The sequence below is a fragment of the Gordonia sputi NBRC 100414 genome (assembly GCF_000248055.1).
In the GTDB taxonomy this organism is placed as follows: Bacteria; Actinomycetota; Actinomycetes; order Mycobacteriales; family Mycobacteriaceae; genus Gordonia; species Gordonia sputi.
In genome coordinates, this window is sequence record NZ_BAFC01000150.1 from 12674 (window position 1) to 25301 (window position 12628).

At 65.7% G+C, this 12628-nt stretch carries 9 protein-coding genes and 1 pseudogene; 3 read left to right on the forward strand and 7 right to left on the reverse strand.

Features of this window, described 5'->3' with window-relative positions; all coding sequences use genetic code 11:
• Positions 1-17: 17 nt before the first annotated feature.
• The 4 genes from GOSPT_RS22560 to GOSPT_RS22575 all read right to left on the reverse strand — a co-directional run bounded on the left by GOSPT_RS22560 (position 18) and on the right by GOSPT_RS22575 (position 6116).
• The gene (locus GOSPT_RS22560; RefSeq protein ID WP_005209501.1) at positions 18-1235 is read right to left on the reverse strand and encodes a DUF2254 family protein; all 1218 of its coding nucleotides are present in this window, start codon (positions 1233-1235) and stop codon (positions 18-20) included.
• A 347-nt stretch (positions 1236-1582) separates the two neighbouring features.
• Positions 1583-3433, reverse strand: a complete 1851-nt coding sequence (gene leuA, locus GOSPT_RS22565) for a 2-isopropylmalate synthase (protein ID WP_005209502.1) — start codon at positions 3431-3433, stop codon at positions 1583-1585.
• Between the two features lie 208 nt (positions 3434-3641).
• The gene (locus GOSPT_RS22570) at positions 3642-5285 is read right to left on the reverse strand and encodes an FUSC family protein (protein ID WP_005209504.1); all 1644 of its coding nucleotides are present in this window, start codon (positions 5283-5285) and stop codon (positions 3642-3644) included.
• A 24-nt stretch (positions 5286-5309) separates the two neighbouring features.
• Complete coding sequence (locus tag GOSPT_RS22575; RefSeq protein ID WP_141630985.1) at positions 5310-6116, reverse strand: glycoside hydrolase family 16 protein; 807 nt, start codon at positions 6114-6116, stop codon at positions 5310-5312.
• Between the two features lie 289 nt (positions 6117-6405).
• Here GOSPT_RS22575 and GOSPT_RS22580 point away from each other — a divergent pair, with 289 nt between their 5' ends.
• Entirely contained in the window at positions 6406-6843 is a 438-nt protein-coding gene (locus GOSPT_RS22580) for a hypothetical protein (RefSeq protein ID WP_039857113.1), read from the forward strand.
• 73 nt (positions 6844-6916) lie between these two features.
• Here GOSPT_RS22580 and GOSPT_RS22585 read toward each other — a convergent pair whose 3' ends face one another.
• Together GOSPT_RS22585 and GOSPT_RS22590 are read right to left on the reverse strand one after the other, a co-directional pair.
• Positions 6917-7495, reverse strand: coding sequence for a nitroreductase family protein (locus GOSPT_RS22585; RefSeq protein ID WP_005209510.1), 579 nt, complete (start codon positions 7493-7495; stop codon positions 6917-6919).
• Between the two features lie 70 nt (positions 7496-7565).
• Complete coding sequence (locus GOSPT_RS22590; RefSeq protein WP_039857138.1) at positions 7566-9116, reverse strand: MFS transporter; 1551 nt, start codon at positions 9114-9116, stop codon at positions 7566-7568.
• A 170-nt stretch (positions 9117-9286) separates the two neighbouring features.
• On the opposite strand from GOSPT_RS22590, the pseudogene GOSPT_RS22595 reads away from it, so the two are divergent.
• Positions 9287-9968, forward strand: a pseudogene (locus GOSPT_RS22595) (TetR/AcrR family transcriptional regulator).
• A 25-nt stretch (positions 9969-9993) separates the two neighbouring features.
• Here GOSPT_RS22595 and GOSPT_RS22600 read toward each other — a convergent pair.
• Positions 9994-11454 (reverse strand): MFS transporter, encoded by a 1461-nt coding sequence (locus GOSPT_RS22600; RefSeq protein WP_005209518.1) that lies wholly within the window; start codon positions 11452-11454, stop codon positions 9994-9996.
• Between the two features lie 235 nt (positions 11455-11689).
• On the opposite strand from GOSPT_RS22600, the gene GOSPT_RS22960 reads away from it, so the two are divergent.
• Positions 11690-12376: a TetR/AcrR family transcriptional regulator gene (locus GOSPT_RS22960; protein WP_005209519.1), complete on the forward strand. Its 687-nt coding sequence runs from the start codon at positions 11690-11692 to the stop codon at positions 12374-12376.
• Positions 12377-12628 lie beyond the last annotated feature (252 nt).

The window sequence follows — 12628 nt, forward strand, 5'->3', positions numbered from 1 at the left end:
CGACGAAACGCAGAGGTTCACTGATCGAGGGTGGGGAATCGGTCGGCCCGCGCCTGTGCGACCCACGTGCGTCGTCGCTCGAGCTGCGTACGTTGTTCGACGGTTGCCGCGACGGTCGATACGCGAGTGAGTGCCGCGTCGAGTCGGGCGAGCATCAACGGGGATTCGAGCGAGGCCGCGATGACATCGTCGAATCCGACGACGAGCATGTCCGTCCACGACGGTCGGGGGACCACAAGCCTGAGATGACCACCGGCATCGCGCCAGTGCCGCGCGCTCTCGTCGATGGACGTCGCGGATACCAACAGGAACTCGATCTGATCGACCGCCTGTACCGCGGTCGCGGGATCGTTGATCGCAGGCGACATGGCACGGAGTGCGATATCGGCGATGAGGCGGAAAGCCAGGAGCGGATCGCCGTCGAATGTGCGTTCTGGCCCGGTATCGAGCGCAGCGAAGAAGGCCCCGGTATCGATTTCTCCGACGTCACTGTTGCCGTTGCCGAGGCTTTGTGCGGCAGGACCGTACACGTGGGCGAGCGTCGCGCCTGCGCGCAGTGTTGACCCGACCGTCTCCTCCATGACGATCACGGAGCCGGCGGATTCGGCGAGGTGAACCAGTCTCTCGACGTGTAATCGCTGCAGTACCAACGGATTGCGGGACCACAGGATGATGCGTGGTTCGGCAGGGGAGTCGACTTTCTGCGGGTCGAGGTCGTCGCTCACGGGGTACGTCGCGACAATCGATTGCTGACCGTGTTCGCAGATCGTCGTCAAGACCGGTGAGATCTGGGTTGCGGCAAGGGCATTGGCCAGTACCACACGCAACAGCACAAGCACGGCCAAGGTGCCTACGACAGCCACGAGCGGAACACTCCCCGAGATCGTGTCCCGGCTGCCCGACGCGAGGATCGCGGTGATGCAGAAAACGATGACGCTCATTGCCACGGCGGCTGTTCGCCAGACGATGGGGGCGTCTCGGAAGAGTGTCAGTCGGGGTGTGAAAGTAGTTGCCACCCATTGGACTACGAGGAACAGCAACGAAAAGATCACTGCGAGCGTACCGAACACCGCGCCGCCGAGGCCGATGAGAACGGTCGCGACCGACGACGTCGAGATCTGCGGAGCGGCTCCGATGTGCGTCAGGCCGATCGCTGCTCCGGCACCGAACAGCACGCCGATGGTTTGCGTCAGCCCAGCGCGTGCACGCCTTCCGAGTGTGTCGAGGCCGGTCATGGAGCAGGGTTTTTGGTTCGGCGTCGAACTGTCATCACACCGACCACCTTCGCGACGCTCTCCACAGCTGCCGTCTCACAAACTACAGGGTGAGACGGGTCTACAGGGTGAAACCGAACCACAGAGGGTGGAACCGAACCAGAGGGTCGGCTTCGGACACAGGCTCACGTCGGGTAAGAGTGCCGCGCAGACGGAATGGGCCGGAATCCTCCCCGACGGGGATCGCCCGTGCGGTCGAGGGTTCCGGCCCATTGCCTGACACACCGCAGCGGGGGATCACCCGCCGCAGGCGTGAGTTCTTCGGTGAGAGAAAGGTCTACGCGTATCGGATACGCGGGTCAGGCGACCTACGGCGCCCAGGTACGTGGGGCGGCATCGGTCTCCACTGGAGCCGAAGCGGTCACGCGGTAGGCGCGATTGACTGCGGACACCACGGCACGCAGGCTCGCTGTCGTGATCGACGACGCAACGCCGACGCCCCACACGGTTTCACCGTTGACCTCGGTCTCGACGTAGGCGGCAGCGCTGGCGTCGCCGCCCGCGGTGAGTGCGTGCTCGGCGTAATCCAGTACGCGGACGTCGAATCCGACGGTCGACAGCGCGTCGACAAATGCCGCGAGGGGGCCGTTGCCGCTGCCCGAGATCTCCTTCTCGACGCCATCGACCTTGACCACAGCGGTGATGTGGTCGTCGCCGCCGTCGACCTCGGAGGCGTCGACCTTCTGGCGCATCCGCTCCAGCGGGCGGATCGGATGCAGGTATTCGTCGGCGAAGACGTCCCACATCTCCTTGGGAGAGACCTCGCCGCCCTCGCCGTCGGTGATCTTCTGGATCTCGCGGCTGAACTCGATTTGCAGGCGTCGCGGCAGGTCCATGCCGTGGTCGGCCTTCATGATGTAGGCGACGCCGCCCTTACCGGACTGGCTGTTGACGCGGATGACGGCTTCGTAATTGCGGCCGACATCCTTGGGGTCGATCGGCAGATAGGGAACCTGCCACAGGATGTCGTCGACGTCGGAATCCGCGGCGTCGGCGTCGACCTTCATCGCATCGAGACCCTTGTTGATCGCGTCCTGGTGGCTGCCGGAGAACGCGGTGTAGACCAGGTCGCCGCCGTAGGGGTGACGTTCGGGTACACCGAGCTGGTTGCAGTACTCGACGGTGCGTCGGATCTCGTCGATGTCGGAGAACGAGATCTGCGGGTCGACGCCGCGGCTGAACATGTTCATGCCCAGCGTCACCAGGCAGACGTTGCCGGTGCGCTCACCGTTGCCGAACAGGCAGCCCTCGATGCGGTCGGCGCCCGCCTGATAGCCGAGTTCCGCTGCGGCGACAGCGGTTCCGCGATCGTTGTGCGGGTGCAGGCTCAGGATGATCGAGTCGCGGCGGGCGAGATTGCGGCTCATCCACTCGATGGAATCGGCGTAGACGTTCGGTGTTGCCATCTCAACGGTGGCAGGCAGATTGATGATGAGCGGCTTATCGGGTGTGGGAGCGATGATCTCGCTCACCGCGTCGCATACTTCCTTGGCGTAGCTCAGCTCCGTGCCGGTGTACGACTCAGGCGAATACTCGTAGCGCCAGTTGGTGTCTGGGTACTTCTGCTGCTCCTCGAGCACCTTGTGCGCGGCGTGCGTAGCGATCTCGGTGATCTTCGACTTGTCGGCACGGAACACGACCCGACGCTGCAGCACCGACGTCGAATTGTAAAAGTGCACAATCACATTCGACGCTCCGCGGCACGCTTCGAAGGTGCGCTCGATCAGCTCGTCGCGGCACTGCGTCAGCACCTGGATGGTGACGTCGTCGGGAATGGCCCCGTCTTCGATGATTTCGCGAACGAAGTCGTAGTCGGTCTGGCTCGCCGACGGGAAGCCGACCTCGATCTCCTTGTAGCCCATGCGCACCAGCAGCTCGAACATGCGGCGCTTGCGAGCGGGACTCATCGGGTCGATCAGGGCCTGGTTGCCGTCACGCAGATCGACCGCGCACCACATCGGTGCCGCGGTGATGACCTTGTCGGGCCAGGTGCGATCGGGGATCGAGATCTGCTCGACCTCGTCGGCGAATTGCCGGTAGCGGTGAACGGGCATCGCGGAACTGCGTTGCGGGTTCCAGGAGGGCTGTCCTGCTGGGATGGGGCCGGACGGCTCGACGATGCGGCTCGGGCCCGAGGTGAAGGTGTCTGCTGGTGCCATGATGGTCAATCTCCGAAGTAGGTCTCAGATTGGGGAGTGACCGGCGCGTGATGAGGCCCCGCGACGGAGGGCCGGTCGTGTCAGACCCCGCCGCGGCAACCGAGAAGGAGTGCACGCTGCATGCGAGTAAATGTACTCCCCGGGCTGGTCGTCGATCAAATGAGGTCAGTCGATCGGACTCTGGGTCCGCATTGTCCGAACTCGCATGTCAGGGGTCCTCGGGTGCGTGGACGAGGGTGCGGTGCATGCGCAGGGTGCTCCGGATTCCGGGCGCGATCGGGGTCGACGGATCGGTGCGGTAACACCAGTCGAGTGCTTCGTACCCCACCCGACACAGCGCGATGTGGCGCGGCCACCGCGGTGTTGCCCAGTCCGGTTCGTCGCTGGCGCTGTCGGTTGCACTCATCTCGGCCTCGAGAAGCGCCCACTGCAGGTCACGCCGGGCCGCGAGCATGTGCGGTGAACCGATCGGTGAGAGCGCGGCGTCGTCGAGGAGATGGTCGACGTAGTCGAGGACGTCGGTGTCGGCGCGTGCCCACGTGCGTCGGTGCGCGTGCGGAAACAGCCACAACAGTGCCGCGACGGCCAACGTGACGCCGAGCAGCGTTTCGAGGAATCGATCTCGCACGGGGATGGTGATGTCGGAGTCGGGGTTGCCCATGAGCATGGCGAGTGGAGTGATGAACGAGACCGCGACGCCGTAGTTGCCGACGATGGTCAGCTCGATCAAAACGTTGAGCAGCGCGATCACCACGATGAGCCATAGCGTGGTGAGACCGAGCTGGTGGAGTCCGACGAAGAACACCAGGCCGACGATGGTTCCGGCGAGCCGGTGTGTGGCACGGATGACGCCCCGGATGCGGTCGGGGCCCAACTGCAACACCAAGACGGTGCCGAGGATTGCCCAGTCGGGGCGCGAGAGGCCGATCGCGAGCGATGCCACGCCCGCGACCAGCGCGGTGAGTGCGACGCGGGCAGTGGTGACGCGTGCATGGCTGTAGCTGCGGAGTGCTGTGGACAGGCGATGTCGCACCGATGGTCGACGCAGCGGCGGCGACAGCGGACCCGGCGGTGCCACGTGGAACTGATGCAACGACGTCCAGAGTCGTTGTGCGAGCGGAGTGTCGGTGGCAGCGGCGTCGTGCAGGACCGTCCACGCGTTGAGCGTCGACATCGCCACGCCGTGTCGATGCGCGGGATCGGTGGACTGATTGTCGGCGAGGTAGGCGTCGATCGTCGCGATTGCGGCGAGCGTCGCCGCCCTCTGGGGGCCTTCCGGACGCCACAGCGCTGGAGCCATTCCGACGACGAGTGAACTCAATCCACCCGCGCACGTCGCGATGACCAGCGCGGGAACGTCGACGCCGTGCCGGGTCACCACCGAGGAGATGCAGGCGGTGAGCACGAAGAAGAATGGCCCGGGCGGACCGAGGCGCATGGCGTTGACGGTGAACACCGTCGCCGACGCCCACGCCACGAGCGCGACGACCACCCCCAACGCGACCACCGTGCTCGGGTGGGGACCGGCGAGGTGGCCGAGGAGTCCGAACAGCCCGGCCGCGCCGATCAACACCACGGCTGCGAGCACGATCACCCGCCACCGCACTCGGTAGGGCCGCTTCTCGCCGTAGAGCACTGCGAAGGCGCCGAGTGCGGCCAGTAAGGAGTCGCGCTCGAATCCGAGGGCGAGCAGGATGCCTGCGGGTACCGCGAACGCGAGGCCCGCTCGGAGTGCTGCGGGCCAGCGCCCGCGAACGTCGGGTATTGCGAAGAGTGCACGCCTGACGTGCAGGCGAGGGGGAGGCTGTGGGCGCAGCGGTTCAGATGGTGTTGGCGAGTCAGAGCCGGGCACCGGTCAACCCTACGGCCGGTTCGGTCAGGGGGTGTAGCGCAGCCAGTCGACTTTCATCGTCGCCGGGTTGGGCGTCGAAGAGTTCGTCGGACCAGGCCACACACCGCCGACGGCAAGGTTCAGGATCGGGTACATCGGCTTGTCGAAGACCCACCGCTGGCCGGCGCTGAGGTCGGCGCGATTGACGGTGTACACCGAGCGTCCGTCGAAGAGGAACGTGATCGAGGTGGCTGTCTTTCGGACGCCGTAGGTGTGGAAGTCGGTGGGGTCGATGCCCAGGATGTCGGAGCCGCGCTGGTACTTGCCGTTGGCGCCGTCGGGAAGGGGGATGGCGTCGGGAAGGATGTCGCGCAGCGACCCGGCGTCGGCCGAACCGAAGCCGCCGGAACCCGTCGGACCGTGGACGCCGATGTGCACGAAGTCGGAGTTGTTGATGTGTTCGGCGATGTCGATCTCGCCTGCCTTGGGGAATCCGACTTCCCAGATGTCGGCTCCGAGTAGCCAGAATCCGCTGTGCAGGCCTGCGCCACCGGGTAGCGACAGCCGCGCGGAGATGGTGCCGTAGGTGAATTCGCGCTTGCCCTTGGTGTTCAGTCGGGCCGACGTCCACCCGCCGCCGGAGTTCTTGGCCTCGATGACGAGGTGTCCGCTGCCGTCGAGGCGTGAGTTCTCGCGGCTCGACGTGTAGGTCTGCTTTTCGTCGTTACCCCAGCCGCCCCCTCCTGTTTCGTAGTTCCAGAGGGCACTGTTGGGGGCCGATCCGGCCGCACCGACGAACTCGTCGGAGAACGCCGTGTCTGCCGCATGGGCGGTGGGTCCGGCTGTGGCCATGGCGGCGCCGATGCTGCCGACGGTCAGGGCTGTCACGATCGCACGACGGAGGAAGTACACAGGCAAGGCTTACCATAGTTCTTTGCCTGTCGCATGAGGGCGTTCTGTCGGATTGGCGACGAATAAGGGTACTTTGGCGTTGACTGAAAGTCCCTTTGCCTGAGCATTACTGGGCGTTCGCACTGCGAATTCTCAGGCGGCACTTAGCTTTTGCGGGTTTGCTTCGAGTGGCCGCCGAAAGGCTGGTCGCGACACTCAACCGTGAGTGTGTGCCGAGAAAGGGAAAGACATGTCACGTTTGTTCACCGGAGCGACGTCGCGCCGCATCACCCTCGCGTTGGCCGGTGTCGGCGTCGCGAGCGCGATCGCGACGGGTGGGGTGGCGCAAGCCGCTCCGGTCCCTCATTCGCCGGCGAAGCCCGCACCTGCTCAGACCACCCCGGTGCCCGGCACCAAGTGCACGCTGGCCGGAGTCGAGAAGGTGTTGGCCAAAGAAGATCCCGCGCTCTGGAAAGAGATCCAGTCTCATCCGCGCGCCAAGCAGCATTTCGAGAACACGATCGTGCTGACGCCTGCTCAGCGCAAGCAGCAGCGTGAAGAGATGCACAAGAAGCACCCCGAGCGCGCTGAGATCAAGAACTTCTTGCGCGACCACGGTCTTGCCAAGAAGGACCACAGCGCGCACCGCGCCGCGATCAAGAAGGCGCTCGAGACCTGTAGCGGGTAGGGGTTTGGGCGAGGTGGTTTCGTCTCGGCTGCTCGCTTCGCTCGCGGCCGGCTCAACCGGCGGGAGGGCCGGCTCAACCGGCGGGAGGGCCGGCGCGGAACGGCTCGCCCCAGTGGCCGCTGAATGCGACCTCGTCGAGGGGTAGCCGTTCGCGCGGCTCGGCGTCGCGGTCGCGGATCTTTTCGGACAGTGTCGAGGGGTCGGCGAGATGTCCGACGGCGAGCATCGCGAGCGGCTTCTTATCGGCGGGTATGCCGAAAGCTGTTCTGGCGGAATCCTTGTCGAATCCGGCGAGTGGATGTCCGTTGAGACCGAGTGCGCCACACTGCAGGATCATCTGCGCCAACGCCAGCCCGAGGTCGACGCCGCCGTAGAGGTCGGGCTTGGGGTCGGACGGATCGTCGGTGGTGCACAACAGGATCAGCGCACCCGCGGCGGGCGCCCACGTCGTGTTGCCTCGGTTGAGAGTGGCGGTCAGGGCGTCGAACGTCTCGTCGCCGCGTAGACCGACCACGAACCTCACCGGTTGCATGCGTCCCCACGTGGGCGCCCACCGCCCGGCGTCGAGGATCTCGGTGACCTCGTCGACCGAGACGGTGGCCTCGGCGTCGTAGCCGCGAGCGCTCCAGCGCTGACTGATCAGTTCATGCACCGCGCCAACGGTACTGGAGTCCAACGGGACTGGAGCAGCGTGCGGGACCGAGCGGGCTTCCGCGACGGGGCTAACTGTCCTGCGCGGCAGGCAGTTCGGCATCAACCGACTGCTCGACGCCGTGAGGTGTGCGCATCACGATGGCGAGAATCATGCCGAGCACACCGAGAGCGATCACCGAGGCGAGCGACGCCGCGTGGATGCCGTTGACGAACGCCTCCTTGGCCGCGTCGGCGAGTTCGACACCCGCGGGTCCCATGTCGTGGGAGCGGTGCAGCGTCTCGCCGAGTGTGTCGCCGAACGCCCAGCCGTCGCCGTGTTCACGGAACATCAGCGTCGCGAGCGAGCCGAGCAGTGCCAGGCCGAGTGCGGTTCCCAGCTCGAAGCTGGTCTCCGAGATGCCCGACGCCGCTCCGGATCGCTCCGCGGGCACCGAGCCGACGACGACGTCGTACACCAGCGAGAACTGGATGCCGTAGCCGATACCGGCGATCGAGGTGAACACGAGGTAGACCCACAGCGGGCTGGACGTCGTGAGCCACAGCAGTCCCAGGTTGCCCGCGGCGGCGAGTGCGACCGACCCGACGAACGCGGTCCGCATGCCGACACGTGAGGCGATGCGCGTCGCACCGATGGAGAACACCGCGACGGCGATCGCCATCGGCAGGCCGGCAAGCGCGGCGTCGAGGACGTCGAAGTCGCGCACCGACTGCAGGTAGACGCCCGTCAGGTACGACATTCCACCGAGCGCCATCATGCCGAACAGTGCGACCGTCACGGCAGCGCTGAACTGGACGTTGCGGAACAGTTTCAGGTCGAGCAGTGGCGCTGGGGTCCGACGCTGGTGCATCAGGAAGAACATGAACATCACGACACCGACCACGCCGACTGCTGCGACCGGGAGGGCGGCACCTTCCGAGGCCATCGTCTTGATCGAGTAGACGATCGGCAGGATGGCGAGCAGGGAGAGTCCGACGCCGATGAAGTCGAACGGTTCACCCGTACCCGCGCGATACTCGGGAATCAGCTTGGGTGCGAGCAGGAACAGCACGGCGAGTACCGGCACGTTGATCAGGAAGACGACACCCCACCAATAGTGGTGCAGCAGAACGCCCCCGACGACGGGTCCGATGGCCGAACCGCCCGCGAATGCGGCGGTCCACACGCCAATCGCCCTGCCACGTGCCTTCGCGTCGGGAAACATGTTGGCGATCAACGACAGGCTCGACGGCATCAGCGTCGCACCACCGATACCCATCAACGCGCGAGCCGCGATCAGGATGCCCGCGGTAGGAGCGAACGCTGCGATGACCGAGGCGATGCCGAACAGTGCGGCACCCAACAGCAAGATGCGTCGACGGCCGACGCGGTCTCCGACGTTGCCCATCGTGATGAGCAACCCTGCGATGAGGAAGCCGTAGATGTCGAGAATCCACAGCTGCTGCGCGGCGCTGGGATCGAGCGCGTCAGTGATAGCCGGGATCGCGAGGTAGAGGACGGAGAAGTCCATCGACACCAGGAGCACCGGAAGTGTCAGTACGGCCAGTCCCCACCACGCGCGTCGATCTGCGCCCGGATTTTCGCGGGTGCGCTTCTCGGACGGACGGATGCGGACGGACATGACTGACGGACGGATGCGGACGGACATGACTACTGCTCTCCTTCGATAGGGCTGGATGCGTCGACGTCATCGGTGTGCCCTCGGGCATGCGCGTACGCCGTACGCATCGACGGTACGGTGATGAGTACGCTGTACGCAAACAATTTATTCCCGCAATGTGAGGAGAGTCGGTGGCCGACGAGCGTGCGCCCAAGCTCACCACCGCGGTCATTGTCGACACCGCGATCGACGTGGCCGACCGGGACGGGCTGCCCGCGCTGTCGATGCGACGCATCGCCGATGAACTCGGCGTCGGCGCGATGTCGCTCTACCGGCACATCGCAGACAAGGACGCGCTGCTCGAGGCGATGGCCGAGGAGATCGGTCGTCGATTTCCCTATCCCGTCGACGACCCCGGCCCGTGGTCGTGGCGTGAACGCGTGGCGATCGCCGTCGACGTCGATTGGCAGCTCTATCGCAGGCACCCATGGGTGGTTGCTGGCCTACTCGGCGCCGCGCTACAGCTTCGGTGTCGACGCACTCGAGGGGCTCGACTGGCTCGCGGCGGGTTTCACCGACCTCGGCGTCGACATCACCACGGCTACCGAGATGGCACTCGCGGTGTGGAACTACGTCAACGGCGTCGCGCTCGCACAGGTCAGTGAACAGTTGCTCGACGCATCGCCCGGTGAACGTCCGAGCGGACTCGCCGATCTCATCGCCGGTCGGGTCACCTCGCGGTTGCCGCACCTGTCCACGCTGTCCGACGCCGCAGAGGCCGCACGGTTGAATGATCCGCGCGCGTTGCTCGACGCCGGCGTCGACTATCTGTGTGCTGGGTTCGAGGCGAAAGCGGCGTCGTCGACGTCGTAGGTGACATCGACGACGCCGCGTCGGATCAATCGAGTGCTGTCTCGACCGGGCGCGGGCGTGCCTCGCCCTGGGTGAGTGCCATCAGCACCCCGCCCGCTGTCAGCAGGATGGCTGCACACAATACGGTGACTGTCATGCCGTGGGCGAATGTGATTGTCGACGTGGGCATTCCGCGTGTTGCTGCCCCGAAGACGGCGACCATGATCGCCAAGCCGACTGTGCCGCCGAGCTGTTGAGCGGTGTTGACCAAGCCCGACGCCGCGCCGGCATCCTGAGGGTCGACGCCGCGCAGTGACGCCGTGGTCAGCGACAGGAAGGCCATACCGCCGCCCGCGCCGACGAGGATGAACGGCCCGAGTAGTGACAGGTACGGTGTATGAGCGTCGAGAGTGCTCAGCCAGTATAGGCCGGCTGCCGCCGCGCCGAAGGCGATGAGCAGAAGCGTGCGAGTACTCAAGCGTGGCACCAGAACTCGCGCACTCAACTGTGATGCGCCGAACGTCGCCGCCGTCATCGGCAGGTACGCCAATCCGGTCTCGAGTGGGCCGTAGTGGAGCACTTCCTGCATGTACTGGGTGAGGAAGAACATCATGCCCATGAACCCCGCGACCATCACCAGTCGACCGGCGAATGCAGCGCTTCGCGGGGTCGAGGCGAAGAGCCGCAGCGGTGTGATCGGTTGGTGTGCACGGTCTTCGGCGTAGACGAACGCGCCGAGAAGTGCGGCACCTGCGACGAGGGCAATGACGGTGATCGTGCTGCTCCATCCGTGCTCCGCAGCATTGACGAGGCCGTACACGATGAGACCGATTCCTGCGGTGGACAATACGGCACCAGGTAGATCAAAGGAGCCGCGCTCGCGTGTGGTGCGAGGCAGCGACAGCGCACCCGCGACGATCACCACGAGTCCGATCGGCACATTGACGAAGAAGACCCAGCGCCAGTCGAGCCACTGCACGAGCGCTCCGCCGGAGACGAGACCAAGCGAGAATCCGCCGATGGACACGGCTGTGAAGAGCGCCAGTGCGCGAGTGCGCTGGTGGCCGTCGGAGAATCTGGTCATCAGCAGTGCCAGTGCCGCCGGCGCGGCGATTGCGGCACCGACGCCCTGCAGGGCGCGGGCGACGAGGAGCATCGTCGAATCGGTTGCGAGGCCACCGAATGCCGATGCCGCGACGAACAGTCCGAGGCCGTCGAGGAAGGTGCGGCGTCGACCGAGAATGTCGCCGAGGCGTGCGCCGAGTAGTAGGAGCCCACCGAAGGTGAGCGTGTAGGCGTTGAGCACCCAGGAGAGATTCGACGTCGAAAAGCCAAGGGAGCGTTGAATATCGGGTAGTGCGACGTTGACGATGGTCGCGTCGACCACCACCATCAACTGGCATCCGAGCACTGCGACCAGCACCAGGGCGTCGGTGTTGATGCGCGAGCGTAGGCCTGAGCCCGAAGGTGTCGAATCTGCCGTGCGATCAATGGAGGAAAGGGACATGTGGCCGCTCTTTTCGAAAGATTGGATCGGCGGAACAGTGCACTGGATTCGGCGTGAGTCTGATCGGGCTCACCCACGCCGGTGTGGAGTACACTCGCTGGAGAAACGGAAGCTTCCTCCGATTAATATACGGAGGGTTCCTCCGCTTTGCAACTGTTTTGTTCGCTGCGCCGCTGTGCTCGATCTGTGTGCGCGGCGTCGTCGGTGTTGTTCGTGTCGGAAGGTAGGAGTCGACGTGGCTGGGGAGTCAGTGGCCAGGGAGTCGGGGGCCAGGGAGTCGGGGGCCAGGGAGTCGGGGGCCGCAGAGTCGGTGGCCGGGGTCGATGGGGCCGCGAGCGAGAACGGTCCGCGGCGAACCCTGTCACGACGACCCGCCCGCGCCGATGCCGCCCGCAACTACGACAAGCTGATTGCCGCGGCCGCCGACCTCTTCCATGCCGAGGGTGTCGACGTCGCGCTCGACAAGGTCGCCGCCGAGGCCGGGGTGGGCATCGGGACGCTGTACCGGCACTTTCCCAATCGTGCGGCGCTCATCGAGGCGACGTTTAGGAGTTACTCGGACTCGATCATCGCCGACGGTTGGCGCCTGCTCGAGTCAGGGCCTGCCGACGTCGCGCTGGCCGGGGTCTTCGAGGCGTACATGTCCACCGCGAGCACCAAGCGCGGCATGAAGGAGGCGATCCTCGCGGCCGTCGGCGACGAGGCTCCGGTCTTCAGCGAGGCCCGCGACCAGTCACGCGAACTGATGGCCGCGACGCTCGAGAAGGGCCAGCGCGAGGGCGTGTTCCGCGAAGACATCGAGCCGTCGGACATATCCCGCCTGGTGGGCGGACTGTCGATGACGTGCGTCGCCGAGGACACACCCGAGACGCGCCGACGCATGGTCGGCCTCGTGCTCGACGGCCTCCGCCCGCGCGGCTGAGCGTCGACCGGGTGCACGGCCGGTGCTGGCGCCCGCCCGCTGGAACTAGGGGAAGGATTCTTTCCGTGAGTTCCTTCGCTTTCGGCCGGAAGTGTCGCGGGGAAGGGTGCAAAACCCGAGGAAGAGCCGCGCGGCCGGGCTGGAAGTAGGGGAAGAGTGGCCCGGGCCGGCGCCCGCCCGCTGGAACTAGGGGAAAGATTCTTTCCGCGACTTCCTTCGCTTTCGGCGAGAAGTGTCGCGGGGAAACGCGCA

Coding starts and splice junctions, on each gene's coding strand:
- GOSPT_RS22560 (WP_005209501.1), bottom strand. CDS start 1,235: ATGACCGGCCTCGACACACTCGGAAGGCGTGCACGCGCTGGGCTGACG.
- leuA (WP_005209502.1), bottom strand. CDS start 3,433: ATGGCACCAGCAGACACCTTCACCTCGGGCCCGAGCCGCATCGTCGAG.
- GOSPT_RS22575 (WP_141630985.1), bottom strand. CDS start 6,116: ATGGCCACAGCCGGACCCACCGCCCATGCGGCAGACACGGCGTTCTCC.
- GOSPT_RS22580 (WP_039857113.1), top strand. CDS start 6,406: ATGTCACGTTTGTTCACCGGAGCGACGTCGCGCCGCATCACCCTCGCG.
- GOSPT_RS22590 (WP_039857138.1), bottom strand. CDS start 9,116: ATGTCCGTCCGCATCCGTCCGTCCGAGAAGCGCACCCGCGAAAATCCG.
- GOSPT_RS22600 (WP_005209518.1), bottom strand. CDS start 11,454: ATGTCCCTTTCCTCCATTGATCGCACGGCAGATTCGACACCTTCGGGC.